14 protein-coding genes are annotated in these 19,106 nt (G+C 71.6%); 6 read left to right on the forward strand and 8 right to left on the reverse strand.

Annotated elements, in window-relative coordinates; genetic code table 11:
* The first annotated feature begins 58 nt into the window (after positions 1 to 58).
* Together ACZ6C6_RS21660 and ACZ6C6_RS21665 are read left to right on the forward strand one after the other, a co-directional pair.
* The gene (locus ACZ6C6_RS21660) at positions 59 to 1,108 is read left to right on the forward strand and encodes a P1 family peptidase (RefSeq protein WP_469204898.1); all 1,050 of its coding nucleotides are present in this window, start codon (positions 59 to 61) and stop codon (positions 1,106 to 1,108) included.
* A gap of 134 nt (positions 1,109 to 1,242) precedes the next feature.
* Positions 1,243 to 1,998, forward strand: coding sequence for a DUF6227 family protein (locus tag ACZ6C6_RS21665; protein ID WP_469204899.1), 756 nt, complete (start codon positions 1,243 to 1,245; stop codon positions 1,996 to 1,998).
* 77 nt (positions 1,999 to 2,075) lie between these two features.
* Here ACZ6C6_RS21665 and ACZ6C6_RS21670 read toward each other — a convergent pair whose 3' ends face one another.
* Positions 2,076 to 3,596 carry an MFS transporter gene (locus ACZ6C6_RS21670; protein ID WP_469204900.1) on the reverse strand — a complete coding sequence of 507 codons (1,521 nt, stop codon included), beginning with the start codon at positions 3,594 to 3,596 and terminating at the stop codon, positions 2,076 to 2,078.
* Between the two features lie 62 nt (positions 3,597 to 3,658).
* Here ACZ6C6_RS21670 and ACZ6C6_RS21675 point away from each other — a divergent pair, with 62 nt between their 5' ends.
* A complete protein-coding gene (locus tag ACZ6C6_RS21675) occupies positions 3,659 to 4,627 on the forward strand; it encodes a helix-turn-helix transcriptional regulator (protein ID WP_469204901.1) in 969 nt (322 codons plus the stop codon).
* Between the two features lie 123 nt (positions 4,628 to 4,750).
* Here the strand turns inward: ACZ6C6_RS21675 and ACZ6C6_RS21680 are convergent, their stop codons facing one another.
* A complete protein-coding gene (locus ACZ6C6_RS21680) occupies positions 4,751 to 5,749 on the reverse strand; it encodes a sigma-70 family RNA polymerase sigma factor (protein WP_469204902.1) in 999 nt (332 codons plus the stop codon).
* Between the two features lie 376 nt (positions 5,750 to 6,125).
* Between ACZ6C6_RS21680 and ACZ6C6_RS21685 the strand changes: the two genes are divergently transcribed.
* Positions 6,126 to 7,172, forward strand: a complete 1,047-nt coding sequence (locus tag ACZ6C6_RS21685) for a questin oxidase family protein (RefSeq protein WP_469204903.1) — start codon at positions 6,126 to 6,128, stop codon at positions 7,170 to 7,172.
* 6 nt (positions 7,173 to 7,178) lie between these two features.
* On the opposite strand, the gene ACZ6C6_RS21690 is transcribed toward ACZ6C6_RS21685, so the two are convergent.
* The gene (locus ACZ6C6_RS21690) at positions 7,179 to 7,961 is read right to left on the reverse strand and encodes a dioxygenase family protein (protein WP_469204904.1); all 783 of its coding nucleotides are present in this window, start codon (positions 7,959 to 7,961) and stop codon (positions 7,179 to 7,181) included.
* 135 nt (positions 7,962 to 8,096) lie between these two features.
* On the opposite strand from ACZ6C6_RS21690, the gene ACZ6C6_RS21695 reads away from it, so the two are divergent.
* Entirely contained in the window at positions 8,097 to 8,609 is a 513-nt protein-coding gene (locus tag ACZ6C6_RS21695; RefSeq protein WP_469204905.1) for a MarR family winged helix-turn-helix transcriptional regulator, read from the forward strand.
* A gap of 81 nt (positions 8,610 to 8,690) precedes the next feature.
* Here ACZ6C6_RS21695 and ACZ6C6_RS21700 read toward each other — a convergent pair whose 3' ends face one another.
* Together ACZ6C6_RS21700 and ACZ6C6_RS21705 are read right to left on the reverse strand one after the other, a co-directional pair.
* Positions 8,691 to 10,223, reverse strand: a complete 1,533-nt coding sequence (locus ACZ6C6_RS21700; protein WP_469204906.1) for an MFS transporter — start codon at positions 10,221 to 10,223, stop codon at positions 8,691 to 8,693.
* A 178-nt stretch (positions 10,224 to 10,401) separates the two neighbouring features.
* Complete coding sequence (locus ACZ6C6_RS21705; protein WP_469204907.1) at positions 10,402 to 11,049, reverse strand: TetR/AcrR family transcriptional regulator; 648 nt, start codon at positions 11,047 to 11,049, stop codon at positions 10,402 to 10,404.
* 288 nt (positions 11,050 to 11,337) lie between these two features.
* Here ACZ6C6_RS21705 and ACZ6C6_RS21710 point away from each other — a divergent pair, with 288 nt between their 5' ends.
* A complete protein-coding gene (locus tag ACZ6C6_RS21710; protein ID WP_469204908.1) occupies positions 11,338 to 12,618 on the forward strand; it encodes a M6 family metalloprotease domain-containing protein in 1,281 nt (426 codons plus the stop codon).
* A gap of 89 nt (positions 12,619 to 12,707) precedes the next feature.
* Here the strand turns inward: ACZ6C6_RS21710 and ACZ6C6_RS21715 are convergent, their stop codons facing one another.
* From ACZ6C6_RS21715 to ACZ6C6_RS21725, 3 genes are all read right to left on the reverse strand, one after another.
* Complete coding sequence (locus ACZ6C6_RS21715) at positions 12,708 to 16,103, reverse strand: HelD family protein (protein WP_469204909.1); 3,396 nt, start codon at positions 16,101 to 16,103, stop codon at positions 12,708 to 12,710.
* A 93-nt stretch (positions 16,104 to 16,196) separates the two neighbouring features.
* Positions 16,197 to 16,571: a hypothetical protein gene (locus ACZ6C6_RS21720; RefSeq protein WP_469204910.1), complete on the reverse strand. Its 375-nt coding sequence runs from the start codon at positions 16,569 to 16,571 to the stop codon at positions 16,197 to 16,199.
* Positions 16,568 to 18,997: an AAA family ATPase gene (locus ACZ6C6_RS21725; protein ID WP_469204911.1), complete on the reverse strand. Its 2,430-nt coding sequence runs from the start codon at positions 18,995 to 18,997 to the stop codon at positions 16,568 to 16,570. The genes ACZ6C6_RS21720 and ACZ6C6_RS21725 overlap by 4 nt, the downstream gene beginning before the upstream one ends.
* Positions 18,998 to 19,106: the final 109 nt, after the last annotated feature.

Here is a 19,106-nt window from a genome sequence, read left to right on the forward strand (position 1 = left end):
CCGCAACGCCCCCTCGGCGGTACGTTGGCCGCCCCGCCCCCGCCCCGAAGGAGCCCTCATGACCCGTCAGGACGCCCTCACCGATGTCGCCGGGCTGCGCGTCGGGCACGCCCAGGTTCCCGGGAAGGGTGCTCTCACCGGGGTCACCGTGGTGCTCGCGCCCGAGGGCGGGGTGGTTGCCGCGGTCGATGTGCGTGGGGGCGGACCGGGGACGCGGGAGACGGACGCGCTGGATCCGCGCAACCTGGTCCAGCGCATCGACGCGGTCGTGCTCACCGGCGGCAGCGCGTACGGGCTCGACGCGGCGTCCGGGGTGATGGCCTGGCTGGAGGAGCGGGGGCGCGGGGTGCGGGTGGGCGCCGATCCGGCCCAGGTGGTCCCCGTGGTCCCGGCCGCCTGCGTGTTCGACCTGGGGCGGGGCGGCGACTGGCGGGCCAGGCCGGACGCGGCGACGGGCCGGGCGGCCGTGGCGGACGCCGCCCGCGCGGCGGAGGGCGCCGCGGTCGCCGAAGGGTGCGTCGGCGCGGGCACGGGGGCGGTGGCCGGGCAGCTCAAGGGCGGGGTGGGGACCGCGAGCGTCCTGCTGCCGTCCGGGCTCACCGTCGGCGCGCTCGTCGTGGTCAACGCGGCGGGCTCGGTGCTCGATCCCCGTACGGGCGTGCTGTTCGGGGAGTACGGCGGCGAGGAGCCGGCCGTCGCCCCGCCGGCCGAGGTCCACGAGGCGGCGGGACGGCACCTGGCGCAGGCGCGCGGGGCGGATGCGCGCCCTCCGCTCAACACCACGCTCGCGGTCGTCGCCACCGATGCCGCCCTCACCCGCGCCCAGGCGCAGAAGCTGGCGGGCACCGCGCACGACGGGCTGGCTCGCGCCATCCGGCCCGTGCACCTGATGACCGACGGGGACACCGTGTTCGCGCTCGCCACCGGCCGGCGGGACCTGGACGCGCAGGATCCGGTCGCGCTCAACCCCCTCCTCGCGGCGGCCGCGGACGCGGTGGCCCGGGCCATCGTGAAGGCGGTCCGGGCCGCGAAGGGCGTCGAGGGCCGTGACGGCGGGGGCACTTTCCCGTCGTACGGCGACCTCTACGGGCCGGTCCCGCCCGCGTGAGGAGGTCCGGGCCGCGTGCGCGGAACCTTCCGTGCGCCCCATGCGTTTTTCTGAACCCCGGTCCCGATGTCAGCCCCAGGGGCTACGTTATGCACGCATCGAGTCACACGCGGCGACGGCCTGGAGACAGCACCTTGAGCGATCCGTACGAGACGACCGAGCAGCACCTTGAGCGAATCCTGCGTCGGGCTCTCAATTCGTTCGACCTCCCCGACAGCACGGTGGAGCGGCTGGGCTCCGCATTGGCCCACAGCAGCTCCCTGCACTCCTCGCACCACAGCGCCACCCTGCACCGCGAGACCTATCGCCATGCGTATCTGCTGAGCGACGGCTCCGCGCTGACGCTGTGGGAGCTGGTGCACAGCGGTCCGCGCGGGGACGGCCATCCCGACACCCGGCAGCACGAGCTGTACGACGACGAGGCCGATGCCCACATCGCCGCCGCCCGGCTGACCGGCAGCCTGTGGGACGTCCCCGACTTCTGCGACGACGAGGGGGCCCGGGCCGACCTGGAGCTCATGTCGGCACTGCTGGCCGCTCCCCCCGCCCCGCATCCCCGGATGTACGCGCCGGACAACTCCGCGGACCACGCCCGCCGGGTGCTGCGCCGCGCGGAGAACGGCGACGTGCCGGGCGAGGAGACCGCCCGTCTGCTCCGGGCCGCCTTCGCGCACCACATCACTCAGGTCTTCGGCCGGCAGTGCCGCGTGGAGGGCCGGGACGCCGGTTTCACGCTGTACGAGCACGCGTTCCTGCTCCTCGACGGCAGCGAGACGAGCCTGTGGGAGGTCGAGCACACGGCGACTCCGGACGGCCGCCACATGTGCGAGGTGTACGGCGACGAGGCGACGGCGCGCTGCGCGATGGAAGCCCGTACGCGCATCTGCTGAACGCCTGCCGCATGCCGGTGCCCGCATCCCCCCGTGGGGACGCGGGCACCGGTGGCTCCGCTCCGTACGCCGTCGGCTCAGTGCGTGAGCGCCGGCTCCTTGGCGGGCTCCGTCGCGACGGGCTCGTCCTCCGCCGCGCCCTCGACGTGCTGCTTCGGCCTGGCCGGCAGGGCGAACATCACCACGAAGATCAGCAGCAGCACACCGGCCACCCACCACAGCGACTGCTCGAAGGCGTCCGCGAACGCCGGGCCCACCTGCTCCGGGGTGAGCCGGTCACCGATCGCCCCGTAGAAGACGACCGAGACCAGCCCGAGGCCCAGCGCGTTGCCCATCTGCTGCACGGTGTTGAACAGCCCGGACGCCGAACCGGAGTGCTCCTTCGGCACCTCGGACAGCACCGCGTCGGCCAGCGGAGCCACGATCAGGCCCATGCCGACGCCCATGACGACCAGCGGCAGCGCCATCTGCCAGGGCGTGATGTCCATGCCGTAGTGGTCCGACTCCCAGATGTAGAGGAGCAGCCCGGCCGCCATGAGCAGGGCGCCCGTCTGGAGGACCTTGCGGCCGAAGCGGGGCACCAGCTTCTGTACGGAGAGACCGGCGGCCACCGACACGGAGACGGAGAACGGGACACCGGTCAGGCCGGCCCGCAGCGCGCTCCAGCCGAGGCCCATCTGCATGTACAGCGTCCAGACCAGGAAGAAGATGCCGAGCCCGATGCCGAAGGTCAGCTGCACGGCGGTCCCGGCGGCGAAGCTGCGCACCCGGAACAGCGACAGCTCGATCAGCGGCGACCCGTCCCGGCCGGCCTTGGCGCGCTCAAAGAGCACGAGGACGAGGAAGACGAGGACGCTCCCGGCCATCGACAGGTAGCCCCACAGCGGCCAGCCCAGCTCCCGGCCCCGGGTCAGCGGGTAGATCAGCATCAGCATGCCGAGCGTGACGAGCACGACGCCGACCAGGTCGAGGCGCAGCGCCCTGGGCGACTTGGACTCGGTGATGAACTTGCGGCCCAGGACCAGGCCGAGGATGCCGACCGGCAGGTTGATCAGGAAGATCGGGCGCCATTCGAGACCGGCGATGTTCCACTCGGTCAGCAGCGCGCCGAGCAGCGGCCCGGAGACCGCGCCGAGGCCGACGATCGCACCGAACAGGCCGAAGACCTTGCCGCGCTCGTGCGCGGGGAAGGTGGCGTGCACGATCGACAGCACCTGCGGCACCATCAGGGCTGCCGTGCCGCCCTGGAGGAAGCGGGAGGCGACCAGCATCTCCGGGTTGGCGGCGAAGCCGCAGAGCGCGGAGGCGAGGGTGAAGCCCCCTATGCCGATGAGGAAGAGCCGCTTGCGGCCGTAGATGTCACCGAGCCGGCCGCCGGTGATGAGCCCGGCCGCGAAGGCCAGGGCGTATCCGGCGACGATCCACTGGATGGAGCTGAACGAGGCGCCGGTGTCCCGCTCGATGCTGGGAATGGCGATGTTGACGATCGTGACGTCGACGAGGTCCATGAAGGCCGCGGTCATCACGATGGCCAGGGCGAACCATCGGCGTCGGTCCGAAGGTGCCGCGGGGGACGGCAGTGGTGCGGAGGAAGTCATGGGAAGAACCTAAACAGCCAATAGGACAGTTCATGACCCAATGCGCGCGCATGCTGGATGGCATGACCGATACCCCGGCACGACTCCTGAATCTGCTGTCTCTGCTCCAGACACCGCGCGAGTGGCCGGGCAGCGAGCTCGCCGAGCGCCTCGACGTCAGCCCGCGCACGATCCGCCGCGACATCGACCGTCTGCGCGACCTCGGCTATCCGGTCGAGGCTTCACGCGGTTCGATCGGCGGCTACCGGCTCGTGGCGGGCGCCGCCATGCCGCCGCTGCTCCTGGACGACGAGGAGGCGGTCGCCATCGCGGTCGGCCTGCGGGCCGGTGCCGGCCATGCCATCGAGGGCGTGGACGAGGCGTCCGTGCGGGCGCTGGCCAAGCTGGAGCAGGTGCTGCCGTCGCGGCTGCGCCACCGGGTCTCCACCCTCCAGAATGCGACGGTCCCGCTGGCCAGGGGCGACGGGTCGACCATCGATCCGCAGACGCTGACCGTGATGGCGTCGGCGGTCACCGGTCACGAGCGGCTGCGCTTCGCGTACCGGGCGGGCGACGGCGCGGAGTCGCGGCGCCAGGTCGAGCCGTACCGGCTGGTGAGCACCGGGTGGCGCTGGTATCTGGTGGCGTACGACCTGGGGCGCGAGGCGTGGCGCACCTTCCGCGTCGACCGGGTGAGCGAGCCGTTCGCGACCGGCGCCCGGTTCACGCCGAGGGAGCTGCCGGAGGGGGACGCGGCGGAGTTCCTGTCCAGCTCGATGGCGCGTCGGCAGCCGGAAATCGAGGTGGAGGTGAGCTTCGCGGCGCCGCCGGAGTTCGTCGCGTCGCGGCTGCACGGCCGGATCGGTCCGCTGGAGCCGGAGGGTGAGGGCGGCTGCCGGCTGCGGGCGGTGCTGCGGGACCAGTTGGAGTGGCTGGCGGTGCGGCTGGCGATGGTGGACTGCGAGTTCACCGTGCACCGGCCGCCGGAGTTGGTGGCGTACGTGAGGGAGCTGGGCGGCCGGCTCAGCCGCGCGGGGTCCGGCGGAGCGTGAGGGACACGCGTCCGAAGAGGCCCGAAAAAAGGATGAGCCCCGGCGCCAGGGGGGGGTGGGCGCCGGGACTCAGCTCAGGGGGCCTGCTGAAGCGGCCCAATTCGGAGGTTACTGGACTCGGGCTCAGGCCGCAGCGTCAAAGCCCGTGTCGTGAGCCATTCGCTTCAATTCGAGGAGCGCGTGCTTCTCGATCTGGCGGATGCGCTCGCGGGTGAGGCCGTGCTGCTTGCCGACCTCGGTGAGCGTGCGCTCGCGGCCGTCCTCGATTCCGTACCGCATGCGGATGATCGACGCGGTGCGGTTGTCCAGCTTGCCGATCAGCTCCTCCAGCTCCTCGCTGCGCAGCAGTGTGAGCACGGACTGCTCGGGCGAGATGGCGGAGGTGTCCTCAAGGAGGTCGCCGAACTGCGTGTCGCCCTCGTCGTCCACGGACATGTTGAGGCTGACCGGGTCGCGGGCCCAGTCCAGGACGTCGCCGACGCGCCCCGGCGTCGAGCCCAGCTCGGCGGCGATCTCGGCGTGCTCCGGGTCGCGGCCGTTCTCCCGGTTGAACTCGCGCTGCACCCGGCGGATGCGGCCCAGCTCCTCCACCAGGTGGACGGGGAGCCGGATCGTGCGCGATTGGTCCGCTATGGAGCGCGTGATGGCCTGGCGGATCCACCACGTGGCGTACGTGGAGAACTTGAAACCCTTGGCGTAGTCGAACTTCTCGACCGCGCGCACCAGGCCCGCGTTGCCCTCCTGGATCAGGTCGAGCAGGGGGAGCCCGGCCCGCGGATAGCGGCGGGCGACGGCGACGACGAGACGGAGGTTGGAGCGGATGAATATGTCCTTGGCGCGCTCGCCCTCGGCGACCAGCGCCTCCAGCTCTTCGCGCGAGGCGCCGCCCGCGTCGCTCTCCACCTGGCCGTCGAGGATCTGGTGTGCGTAGACACCGGCCTCGACCGCCTGCGAGAGGTCGACTTCCTTGGCGGCGTCGAGCAGCGGCGTACGCGCTATCTCGTCCAGGTACATGCCGACCAGGTCGCGATCGGCGATCTCTCCGCCCACGGCGCGAACACTGCTCGCCCGGTTGGTCCCGCCGGTGGCGGACGAACGACGGGCGACGGCACGGGTTGCCATGCGTGCTCCCTTGCTGAGTAGGTCGCGACACCCTCTCGGGTGCCCTGCATCCGATGGAAACAACGACTGGAATCCGGACAGAATTCCCATGCCTGGCATTCAATTTCGCGATCATGCAGTACCCTGTTCCGCCACCGGGGCGGGCGCATGCGACAGCCGGGTACAACCGCGCAGGTCAGGCCGGGCACCCGGGTCGCTCCGGGGCCCCTCGGCATCCCCGTACCCCGGAAGACGCCGGGTACGGGTCGCCGGTTGCCCGGACCTTCGTCCCCGTCCCGGCCCCGCGGGTCCCGGTCCGGAGTCCTAGGCCCCATGCCCGGGACCTTGGGACCGCAGTCCGTTACCGGGCGCGCACGGGGTGCCTAGCGTCGCTGTCATGAACGAGACGACGCACCGCACCGACCCCGACAGCACCGGCACCCTCGACGAGGCCCTGGAGCGCCTGCACTCCTCCGGCCCCGAGCGCGACGGCTGGCTGTCCAATCACGCGCCCATGGCCGTGGAGGCCCTGGTCCGCAACGGCCAGGCGGCCACCGTGCACCGCTGGCTCGACCACTACCGGGCAAAGCTGGAGGACATGCCGGACCGTTTCGCCGAGGTCACCCCGGCGAACTGGCAGGAGGCCCTGGGCGACCCCCGCCGCATCGCCGACTGGGCGGTGTACTTCGAGCGGGAGACCGCCGACCGCCCCTGGCGCGACGTGCTCGCCGAGTGGTGGCCCCGGCTGCTCCCGGGCATCGCTGGCGGCGCCACGCACCCGGTGATCCGGGTCGGCCACGGCGTCCGCACCCTGCTGACGACCGAGGAGACCGGGCCCCGCGTCAAGGAGCTGGCCCACGCGCTGGGCTACTGGGCCGCCCGCCACCAGCCGCTGCCCGCACTCACCCCGCTCGCTCCGGTCCGGACCGCCGGTGCGGCCCTGGACGCCGTGCCCCGGGTGCCCGACCAGAGCGGCGGCATCGTCGCCCGGCTGGCCCGGATCACGGGGTTCCCGCAGTGGGAGGGCGCGGCGGCGACCGGCGCGGACGAGGCGCGCGCCGGCCTTGAGGAGCTGGTGGGGGCCGCTGTCCACCGCTATGCGGAGTACGGGCACGGTTCGCCGGTGATGCTGGTGCACGCGGCGACCGCGCCCAACGCCGTACTGCGGACGCTGCCCGCGCTGCCGCGCGAGCTGTGGGCGCCGAGCGTGGGGGCGGCGTGGGCGGCGAGCGCGGCGGTGACCGCCGCCTACTCCCCCGCCGAGGCCGCCGTGCTCCCGGCCGGGTACGGGGCGTCGCTCACGGCCGACGAGGTGTTCGCGCGGGCGGCGGCGCACGGCGACGACCACACCATCAAGTTCACGGACACCGCGCTGGACGTGGGTGACGCGACGGCCCTGGCGGCGGCGCTGCGCTCGGTGGAGCTGAACCCGCCGGTGCTCTGAGAGCCCTTATCCGTACTGCACCGAGCGCTTCGCCAGCCCCATCCAGAAGCCGTCGATCACGCTGCGCCCCTGGCCGAGTTCCTGCTCGGCGGCGCCGAGGGTGACGAAGAGCGGGGCGAAGTGCTCGGTGCGCGGGTGTGCCAGACGGCCCGCCGGGGACTTGTGCTCGAAGTCCAGGAGCGCGTCGATGTCCTGCGCCTGGAGCGCGCGGTTTCCCCAGTCGTCGAACTCCGCCGACCAGCCGGGGACACCGCCGCCGGTGTGGCGCAGGGCGGCGAGGTTGTGCGTGAAGAAGCCGCTGCCGATGATCAGGACGCCCTCGTCGCGCAGCGGCGCCAGCTTGCGCCCGATGTCCATGAGCTTCTGCGGGTCGAGCGTCGGCAGGGAGATCTGGAGCACCGGGATGTCGGCGTCCGGGAACATCTCGACCAGCGGTACGTACGCGCCGTGGTCGAGGCCGCGGTCCGGGGTGTCCTGGACGGGCGTACCGGCGCCGCGCAGCAGTTTGCGGACGCTCTCGGCGAGCTGGGGAGCGCCGGGGGCGGCGTACCTGACCTGGTAGTAGTGCTCGGGGAAGCCCCAGAAGTCGTACACCAGGGGCAGCGTCTCGGTGGCGCCGAGCGCGAGCGGGGCCTCCTCCCAGTGCGCGGACACCATGAGGACGGCGGTGGGGCGCGGCAGCTTCGCCGACCAGGCGGCCAGCTCGCCGGGCCAGACGGGATCGTCGGCGAGCGGCGGGGCTCCGTGGGAGAGGTAGAGGGCGGGCATGCGCTCCGAGGTGATTGTCATGACACTCCCCAACTGCGGCTACTCAAGGTAATTCTTCTGTAGAGGGCTTCGGCAGGAAGGGTTCTTTAATCTTCAAGCTCCTACCTTCAGAGACCTTAGCTCTATCTAGTTCAACTTTCAAGAAAAGGTCGTACAGTGGAGTACATGACCACGGCATCAACCGGTGCGCCGCTCTGGCTCACCGACGAAGAACAATGCGTCTGGCGCGCGTATCTGCACGCCACCACGCTTCTGGAGGATCACCTCGACCGCCAGTTGCAGGCCGATGCCGGCATGCCGCACATCTACTACGGCCTGCTCGTCCAGCTCTCCCAGGCGCCCCGGCACCGCATGCGGATGACCGAACTGGCCAGGAACGCCAAGATCACCCGCTCCCGCCTCTCCCACGCGGTCGCCCGGCTGGAGAAGAGCGGCTGGGTCCGCCGCGAGGACTGCCCCTCCGACAAGCGCGGCCAGAACGCCGTCCTGACCGACGAGGGCCACGCGATGCTGCGCCGCTCCGCACCCGGCCACGTGAAGGCCGTCCGCCAGGCGATGTTCGACCGCCTCACGCCCGACCAGGTGCGCTCGCTGGGGGAGATCATGCAGGTCCTGGCGTCCGGGCTGCAGCCGGAGGGCGCGGACGCCGACCTCCCCTGGCTGCGCTGAATCCCGCCGCGACACACCTCTGCCCCGGTTCCTCCGTACGAGGGAACCGGGGCAGAGACGTATCCGCGCGGGCGGCCGGGGTCAGTGGGCGACGACCGGGACCCTGATCTCGTCCTCGACGCCCTCCGCGTCACCGGAAGCGGAGCCTCCGGTGGTCCCCGCAGAGGTCGGACGGCCCGCGTTGACGAAGGTCAGCGCGATGGCGGAGGCCACCACCAGGATGCCGACGGCCCACCAGATGGCACCGGTGAAGCCGTGCACCATCGACTGGAGCTTCAGCAGCTCCGGGTTCTTGGCGCCGAGCGCGGCGTGCGAGGTGGCGTACGCCGTGGCGGCCGAGGCGGCGATCGTGTTCAGCAGGGCCGTACCGATCGCACCGCCGACCTGCTGCGAGGTGTTGACCATCGCCGAGGCGACACCCGCGTCACGCGGCTCGACTCCGTGCGTGGCCAGCGACATGGCCGGCATGAACGCCGTACCCATGCCCAGGCCCAGCAGCAGCTGGCCGGGCAGGATGACCGCCGCGTACGAGGAGTCGACGTCCAGCTGGGTGAGCAGCAGCATGCCGACGGCGGCGACCAGGAAGCCGGGACCCATCAGCGTGCGGGCCGGGACCCGGGTCATCAGCCGGGCGCCGATCTGCGTGGAGCCGGTGATCATGCCCGCGATCATCGGCATGAAGGCGAAGCCGGTCTTGATCGGCGAGTAGCCCTGGACGACCTGGAGGTAGTACGTGAGGAAGAGGAACAGGCCGAACATCGCGATGACGGCCAGGCCCAGCGAGAGGTAGACGCCACCGCGGTTGCGGTCCATCACGACGCGCAGCGGGAGCAGCGGCGACTTGACCTTGGCCTCGGTGAGGACGAAGGACAGCAGCAGCACGCCCGCGGCGACGAACGAGCCGACGGTCAGCGCGTCCGACCAGCCCGCGGACTCGGCGCGGGTGAAGCCGTAGACCAGCGAGACCAGACCCAGCGCGGACAGGACCACGCCCGGGATGTCGAGCGGCGAGCGGTTGCGGCTGCCGGCGGGCTCGCGGATGACGAAGTACGCACCGGCCGCGGCGACGATCGCGAAGGGGATGTTGACGAAGAAGGTCCAGCGCCAGTTCAGCGTCTGGGTCAGGAAACCGCCGAGGATCAGGCCGACGGCGCCACCGCCACCGGCGATCGCCCCGTAGATGCCGAACGCCTTGGCGCGCTCCTTGGCGTCGGTGAACATCACCGCGAGCAGCGAGAGCGCGGCCGGCGCGAGCAGCGCGCCGAAGACGCCCTGGAGGGCGCGGGAGCCGAACAGCATGCCCTGGTTCTGCGCCGCGCCACCGAGCGCGGAGGCCAGCGCGAAGCCGATCAGGCCGACCACGAAGGTGCGCTTGCGGCCCCAGAGGTCGGCGATGCGCCCGCCGAAGAGCAGCAGCCCGCCGAAGGCCAGGGCGTAGGCGGTGATGACCCACTGCTTGTTCGCGTCGGTGATGCCGAGCGCGGTCTGGGCGTGCGGCAGCGCGATGTTCACGATGGTGGCGTCGAGCACCACCATCAGCTGCGCGAGCGCGATGAAGGCCAGGGCCTTCCAGCGACTGGGATCGGGAAGTCGGAGATCAGGTGTTTTTGACATGGAAGTAGCCACCTAGGAGCGCGTGAGGGCGCGAGAGATCGCGAACCGTGCGTTCCGCTGGTCACGGGCACGGCTGAGGACAGGTCCGGCGGGGAGTCGTCGGGCTTCGGTGAGTCGTCGGGCTTCTGAGTAAGTCGTCGGGCTTCAGAGAAGAGGGGAAAGGCGGGCGCGGATCACGTCACGTGCGGCGCCGCAGGTCCTCCAAGGTCGCCGCCGTTCCGGGGAGTACGGACCGGGCCGGGGCCTCCAGTCCGTCCAGGAACAGCTGGATGTGGCGGTGGGTGAACCGGTCGATGTTCGGGCAGGCGATGCCCGGCAGCGGCCGGGTGAGCTGGGAGAGGGCCACCAGTACGTCACCGACGGCGATGTCGGTGCGCAGGCGCCCCGCGGACATGGCACGCGCGACGAGCCCTTCGACGGCCTCTTCGAGGCGCCGGCGCTCGGCGAGCAGTTCGGGGTGGTCCTTGTCGAAGCCGCCGGAGAGCATGGGGCACAGGGCCCCGATGCGTTCGTCGGCGGCCGCGTGGACGAAGCGGGTGAGCGCGGCGAAGGGGTCCGCTTCTTCGGCGGCTGCCTCCTCGGCGCGGTCGGTGGTACGTGAGGTGACCGCGAGCACGACCTCGTGGATGAGGGCGGCCCGGTCGGGGAAGTTCCGGTAGAGCGTCGCGTTGCCGACGCCGGCGCGGCGGGCGACCTCGTCGAGGGGCACGTCGGGCCCGAACTCCACGAACATCTCGCGCGCCGCCGTCACGATCCGCTCCCGGTTGCGCAGCGCGTCGGCCCTCGGCCTGGGCGTACGGGGCTGCGCGGGTGCGATGGTGGCCACGGCGGTGCTCCTTGTCTTCCGGTCGTCTTCGTCTTCCGGTTCTTCCCTGCGCGGTTCCGGCCGGACGAACAACCGGGGACCGCTTCCCCGTTTCGCGGGGACACGGGTGCAAACGGGGAAACCCTCCCCGGTTATTTCCCGCGAGTTTGTGACCCGCGTCACACACACCGTGCTGCCGGAAAACCAGCCGAACGGCGCACCCAACGAGCGGCCCGCGATCACCCGGAAGAGGCTGACGGCAGAGCGCAGCCGGGGTCGGCCGGCTGCCGCGGACCGGAAGGCGCCTCGATGCAGCAGCCCCGCCACCGGATACGCAAGCACCGCCGCCCGGTCGCCCTGGGCGCCGCAACGGCCCTGGTCATCGCGGCCCTGGCGACCGCGAGCAGCACGCTGCCCCTCCAGAGCCCCGCGTCGGCCGGCCCCACCGCGACGGCTCCCCTGGCCACCGGGCTCGGCCCCTGCCGGATCGCGTCGGCCATGGGCGTACAGATGTCGGAGGGCATGCCGACGCAGCCCGGCTACGCGCGCTCCACCGGCCGCGTCCGCGCGCTGAACCTGATGATCGACTTCCCGGACGCGGAGGGCACCGAGCCGGCCATGGACCGGCTGGCGGAATTCTTCCCGCAGACCACGGACTGGTTCCGGACCAGCTCGTACGGGCGGCTCACCTACATACCGGAGGCGCCGATCCGCTCGTGGCTGCGGATGCCGCTGCCCTTCGAGGAGTACGGAATCGAGCGGGGCTCCCCGTACGAGCCCGGCTACCGCCACCTGGTGCGGGACATCGTGGCGGCCGCGGACCCGCGGGTGGACTTCGACGAGTACGACCTGGTCAACATCCTGGTCACCCCGAACGCCGGGCCGTCCGCCCTGGACACCGTGCTCTCGGTGACCTTCTCGGGCAACGACGAGGCCCCGGTCGCGGACGGGGTGCCGCTGTCCAACACCTCATTCGTCTACAGCCGCCAGGACGACGGCTCCGGCTCCTACGCCCAGACCGGCTACCGGGTCCTGCCCCACGAGAACGGCCACGTCTTCGGGCTGCCCGACCTCTACACGATGGAGGGCGGCGGCTCCGTCGGGCACTGGGACATCATGTCCGAGGACTGGGGCGCCAACAACGACCTGCTCGGCTGGCACAAGTGGAAGCTGGGCTGGCTCGACAACGACCAGGTGAGCTGCGCCGCCCGCCCCGGCACCACGGACCACGTCCTGGGACCCCTGGCCACGCGGGGCGGCCTGAAGCTGGCCGTCGTCCCCCTGACCGCGGAGTCCGGCTACGCGGTGGAGGTCCGCACCCAGGCGGGCAACGACCAGGCGGTCTGCCGCCCCGGCGTCCTCATCTACAAGGTGAACTCCGACGTGGACACGGGCCAGGGCCCGGTCTCGGTGTCCGACAGCACCAAGAGCAGCCCCGGCTGCACCCGCCTCCCCAACGTCCACGCCGAACTCTCGGACGCCCCGTACCAGCCGGGCGACACCTTCACGGACCGGACGAACGGGATACGGATCTCGGTACTGGAGAAGGACGAGAAGGGGGACTACCGGGTGCAGGTGACGCGGTCGTAGGGGGCGTCCCGGGGGAGGCGGGCGGCGACTGCAGCCGACCGCCGCGTGCGCTGAGCCGCGGCAGGCGCTTCGGCCACCTGACCAGGGACTCATCCGGACATTCCTGTAACGACGTCTGCATTCTCGCCACTCCAGCCGGCCGGACTGTGCCAGATGACATTGACGTGGAAGACGTCGCGAATCGTGTCCACGGACCAGTCCTCGGCGGGCGGTTCGGAGAGAACGAGGTAAAGACCGTCGGCCGGCGCGGGCAGCGTGTGGTTGATCTCGAGCAGGCGGGTCGCGCCCGATCGCAGGTCCGCATAGGTGGAGCAGCCCGCGCCCAGGGCCTCGTAGAGGAAGAGACCGTGCTGGGTGACGCAGCTGACATCGACGACCGAGGAGTCGGTCGGTTGGAGGTCCGCCCAGAGAAGTGCCGCCTTCAGCGCGTGGCGGACCGCCTCGTGCTTCTTGCACGTGCGGTCGGCCCCGGCAGCCGCCTCCAGCGCGCGGAGGAAGCCGTCCTTCGTGGTCGCAGCCGGTGTTGCGGCGGTGGTGTCCGCGGTGGTCATCTGCACTTCTTCCTTCTGATCGGGTTGCGGCGGGGCGACGGGCACCGCGTCGTCGGAGCTCGGCTTCGTCGCCACGCCGAAGCGCTCCTGGAGCTCTCGCCGTGCTTCGGCGAGGGGCTCCGCCCAGCCGGAAGCCGCCAGCCCCTCCGCGAGGCTGCCCGCGTCGAAGGTGCCCTCCTTGAGCGCGCGATTGCTCGTCGCGGCGAGGTCGCGAAGGACTCCGAGTCGTTCTCTGTCCGGATCGCCGAGCAGGTGAAGTACGTCGACCCAGTCGGCCTGGTCCCGGCGAAGGACGCGGTTGGCCATTCCCTGGAGTTCGGAGAGGCGACTGCGGGCCTCGGGAACATCGCTGCCGCTGCCGGCCAGCTCTCCCAGCACGTCCAGCGCCGCGAGATAGCGTCCCGCCATCCGCTCCGAGATGGGCGACCGGCCACGCTGATCGGCAGTGACCACTGTCTGACCCGTGTCGTTCGCGAACACCCAGCAGTCCAACTCGTCACCCCGGCGCGGGGGAACCGAGCCCTGGCGGACGGTGAGCACGAGCGGTCGGTCGATCACCGGAGACAGCGGCCTGACCTTGTACCTACCACCGGAGACGTGGCCCACGACCTCGACCCGGACATCGCTTCCGATCCGGGGAAGGCTTGCCGCCTCGCCCGCTGGCCGGGCGTCCGGTGCCGCGGGTTCGGTGTCGTCCACGGAGGCGGTGAGCGCCGCTGGCAGAGGGGCTGTGAGCAGGACGGTGAGGCTCTGGGTGCTGCGGGTGAGGGCCACGTACAACTGGCGCAGCCCGGCGGGACCGCGGTCGGCGATGGTGGCTGGCTCGACGACCAGGACGTGGTCGTACTCCATGCCCTTGACATGAGCTGCGGCCAGCACGGAGACAGCCTCGTCGTTCCGACCGCCGATGTCGCCGTCCTCGGCGATCCTGCGGCTGATGGCGTCCAGCCAGTCCGAGTCGTCAGGAACGATGACGGCCACGGAGCGAGGGGTGCTGCCGTCGCTGGTGTCCATGAGCCGGGCCACGTGGGCGACGGTGTCGTCGAGTAGCTTCCACGGGTCGGTCGCCACGATCCGTACGGCGTCCGCTCCCGCTTCCCGGACGGCCTGCGGGTACGGCAGGGACGGAGCGATCGCGTGTGCGAGCGGGGCGACGAACTCCATGATCTCGGCGGGGACACGGTAGCTGGTGGTGAGCTGAGCCACGCTCCAGTCGCCGTGATCGGAGAGGAGTGCGCCAAGCAGGTCCCAGCTCGTCGGGATGTGGGCGCCCGTCGCCTGCGCGAGGTCGCCCAGGACGGTCATGGAGCCGCCCACGGCGCAGCGCCGCCGCAGGGAGCGGGCCTGCATGGGCGTGAGGTCTTGGGCCTCGTCGACGACGATGTGGCCGTATCGCGGTGGGGTGTCGCCGCTGATCAGCACGCCGAGCTCTTCGAGGCAGACGTGGTCGTCGAGGGTCCACGTATCGGCGTCGGCGCTGGCGGCCCGGGCTCGCAGCAGGGCCGCCTGCTCATCCTCCTCCAGGATGCCGTCGGCGCAGTCCCGCAACAGGTCGGCCGAATCGTAGAGGCTGCGCAGGGCCTCCCGGGGGCCGGGGGACGGCCAGACGCGTTCGACGAGGCGCTCGACCCGGCGGTTGCGCTCCAGGTCACGACGGATCGTGCCGGCCTGCCCGCGGCGCGGCGCGATGTCGGCGAGCTCCTGCAGGAGCCGGTCAACGAACAGGCCGCGGAAGCGGTCGCGCCGCTCCCGGAAGGGCCCGTCGCCGGCGTGGGCCAGGTCGAGGAGGGCGAGGACCTCCGACTTGGGCACGCGAAGGGTCGTGCTGCCGGCGTTGACGACGATCGCGGGTTCGTCGCCCTCGAAGGACGGGTCGACAGTGAGGGCGTCGAGAGCCTCCGGGCGGTAGTCGCTCTCGACGCGACGCAGCAGCACGGCCGCCATGCGGTCGTCCGACTTCACGAGGCGCGCCCTCGGCGAGTCGGTGCCGAGGGTCTCGCCCTCCCACAGCCGGTCCAGCTGGACGGCGTTGACGTCCCGGGTGCCGAGGGTGGGCAGGACCTGCCCGACGTAGTCGAGGAACCGCTGGTGGGGGCCGATGACGAGGATGTCCTGGGCCTTGAAGTGCTCGTTGTTGACGAGCCAGGTCACCCGGTGGAGACCGACCGCCGACTTGCCGGTACCGGGGCCGCCCTGCACGACGAGGATGTCCGAGGGTGAGCCGGTGACCAGCTCCATCTGGTCACGGCGGATGGTCTCGACGATGTCCCGCATCCGGCCGCCGCGCGACCGCTGGAGCTCCCGCAGCAGGAAGTCGTCGGGCTGGATCGCCTTCCGCCGCTGGCGTCGTACGACATCGCCGGGAGTAGCGGCAGGCGCACGCTCCGGGGCAGGGGACGCATCCGCCCCCTCCGCCGCGCTGTCGTCGGCGGCCTGACGGGGCTCCGGTACGCCCGCGAGCTCGTGTACGGCCAAGGGCTCGGGAGCGGGCGCCAACAGGGCGATCTCGTCGAAGTAGCTCTCGACGATCCGCTGCACGCAGCGCAGCTGCCGGCGCAGGACCACCTCGCCCGGGTTCTCGGGCCGCGTCTCGATCCACCTCTTCGCCAGCGGACTGGTCCACAGCAGGACCACCGGATCGTGCGAGGCGCTGTGGACGCCCCGGCGCCCGATGTACCAAGGGCGGGGCTCTCCTCCAGGGTCCTCCGGCGCATCGACGCGGGCGAAGACCAGGGCTTCATTGCCCAGCCCTCCGTAGGCCTCGGCACGGGCCTCCGCCTCGGCCCGGTTGGCGATACCGTCCTTGCCGCACGCCGAGGCGGTGGCGGCCGACGTGCCGCTCAGTTCGGCCAGTTTCGCGGTGTAGCAGTCGTACGCGTGGTCCACCGCCCGCTGCTCGCCGGCGAGGATCTCGTCCCGATTGGTGGTGCCCATGTGCGTCCTCCCTGCGGTGCCGGGGGACACCGCCACGGGCATGTGCCCGTACCCCGCTGAAACAACTATCAGAAACCGGACGCTGACGAACAGTCAGCGGATCAGTTCTCGGACGAGTTCGCCGGCCTCGGTCCGCCAGGCACACACCTGGTCGTACGTGGGCCCGAGCTCGTACAGGTGGTAGTGGCACCCCAGACTCAGCTGGGACCAGAGGGCCTTCGCCCGTCGTGCCGTCTCCCCCGGCACGACGGAGTGCAGGAGGAGCAACTTGCCACGCCCCGTGGTGCGGGACAGGCCGGGCGTCGCGGCTTCCAGCACCCGGTCGACGCGGATCTCCAGTGCGGTCCGCAGCGCGAGGCAGGCGCCGCGGTACCGGCCGGCGGTGGTGGCCTCGGCGGGTCCGCCGTCGAGGAGGCGGTCGGCGGCCAGCAGCAGACCTTCGACGGAAGCGGGAGAGGCGGTGGTCACGCGGTCACCTCCGGCTTGCGGATCTTCTGCGCCAGGTTCTCGACGTCCGTGACGAAGCGGTGGGGGTTAGGGATCGAGGCGCCGTCGGGATGGGCTCCCTTCTGGCACTGCTGGATCAGGGAGCATGCCGGGCTTCCGTAGCGGCGGCGCACCTCCTCCTTGACGTCGCCACCGCGGCTCACGTCGCCGAAGAGGGCGAAGGCCGCGACCTCCTGGAACCTCTCCGCGCTGTCGATCGCGGCCTGAAGGTCGTGTTCCGATCCGCCGGTGCGGTGGTGGCGGATCCACGCGGCCTCCAGGAAGGCGTTCTCCAAGGCGATACGGCACAGGCCGGGCAGCACGTGGCTGAACGTCTCGGAGGGAAGGCCCGGGGTGGCGGCGATGGCCCGGGCGTCACCGATGGCCTGCGCGACCGGGTCGTCGAGGCAGGCGACCTTCACGCGTGACCCCTCGCCCCGCGTCACCTGGAAGACCGTGACCGGCAGTTCCTGATCGGTGAACGCCTTCTGCAGACGAGGGTCGTGGGTGAACACGACGATCTGCCGGCGCCGGCCCATCTCGTGCAGCACCTGGGCGAGTCCGTGCACCTTGGTCGGGTCCATCGACTGCACGGGGTCGTCGATGACGAGGAAGCCGAACGGGCTGTCCGCGGTCGTGGCCCTCGGCAGGAAGAGGGAGAGCGCGAGGGAGTGCAGCTCCCCCTGGCTCATGACGTCGAGCGCCGGGGCGTCCTGGCCGTCGACGGAGGCCGCCATGACGAGCTTGCGGACGCTCGCCTTCTCGCTGCCCTTCAGGCTCACGGCCGTGAGGTCGACGTTGCTCTCCTGCCGCAGGCGCTCCCAGATGGCCTGCGTGGCGTCGGTGAAGCGCTCCATGCGCTGCTCCCGCAGCTCGGTGGAGAGGCTCTTGAGCCACCTCACCGCTTTCCCGAGGTCGGTCCGCACGGACTTGTCCCGTTCGGCCTCACGCGCCTTGTCCGCCCAGGCGGCAAGCCGGGTGAGGAGTGCGCGCCACCGCTCGTCGCGCTCCTCCAGCTCGCGGACCGCGTGCGTCCGGACTGCGTCGCAGGCGTCAGCGAGGCCCGTGGCGGCCTCCTCGGCGCTCCGGGCGAACTCGGAGGGGTCTGTGATCTGCCGGCAGTCGGTCCACGCCTTCCACGGGCCGGCCAACGACGTGGGGATCCGCGCGGGCTTCTCGATGAGGTTCTGGAGGTTCCGCGCTCCCGTCCGTACGGCGGCGTGCGCGTCCGCGGCGGTCTTTGCCTCGCGGCGCAGCTCCGCGATCTGCCGGGAGGCACGGTCGTACCACTCCCGCCCGAGGGCCCGTTCCGTTCCGCAGGCCGGGCAGACGTCGTCGTCGGGGTGCCGGTCGGCGTGGGCGAGGGCCTTCTCCAGCAGGTCGGCGCGCAGCCGGGCGTTCTCGGCGTCGGTGCCGTGGAGGTCCGCCACGTCGGCGAGGGCGGTGCGCAGCCGCTGGACGGCCTCCCCGACCTCCGTCAGGTCGGGCCCCTGCGCCCCGGCCTCGATCCGGAGCGCGGCGAGCCGGCCGTCGTCGGCCGGGGGGAGACCGGCGACGAGCGCGTCGATGGTGTCGAGGTCCAGGGCTCCCGGCGTGTCCACGGCGAGCAGGGCCTGTACGGCGCGGTCGTCGTCCTCCAGCGCGTAGAGGGCGTCCTTCAGGCCGGGCAGGGCATCCCTCGTCTCCTTCGCGGTGGCGGCGAGGGCCTTCTCCCGTGCGCTCAGCAGGCTGGTCGCGGCGGAGAGCTGGTCCATCCCGAGGATGGTGGCGATCGCGTCATACCGCTCGGACGGCTTGCCGTTGAGCATGAGGTCGAGGTCGGTGTACGACAGGAAGGGCCGGTGGTCGGCGAGGGCCGTGTCCCAGCCCGCCTCGGCCAGGGGGACGGCTCCGCGGCCCGGGCGCTTGAAGACGGCCTCGGAGCTGCCGAACTCCTCGCTCGTCCAGGTGCGGGTAAGGGTGCTGCTGCCGGTGTCGCCCTCGATCGCGAGCTTGAGTTCGATCTTGGGGCTTGCGGCGTTGTGGAGGTTGGCCCAGTGGCCGCCACGCGTGGCGTCCAGACCCGGCCGGTGGGCCCGGGTGCCGGTGAAGCCGACCTCGATGGCGTCGGCGAGGCTGGACTTGCCGGAACCGTTGCGCCCCACGACGAGGTTCACACCGGGACGGGGGCTGAGGCTCAGCCGGGCGCGGGGACCGATGCCACGGAAGCCGTTGACGGTGAGGGAGTCGAGGTAAACGCGCCCGGAGGCGGCGGACGACGTGGTGGTGCCGGCGTCGGCGGTGTCGCTGCCGAGTGCGTCGCGGAGAAGGGCCTTGACGGGCTCGGGAAGAGTCGACTCGGCCAGACGCTTCGTCACCGTCTCGGTGAGGGAAAGCGCGGTCTGCTGGTGCTGTTCCGTCTCGGTCACGAGGGGCCTCCTGCACGGTGTGGCGGGGTGGGGCGGTGTCGTACACCACCTGCTGGCAGGACAGAACGTTAGAGAGAAAGTGAGATCGTTCCTCTTCGATTTGCTGATA

The sequence above is a fragment of the Streptomyces sp. NPDC041814 genome, assembly GCF_055590565.1.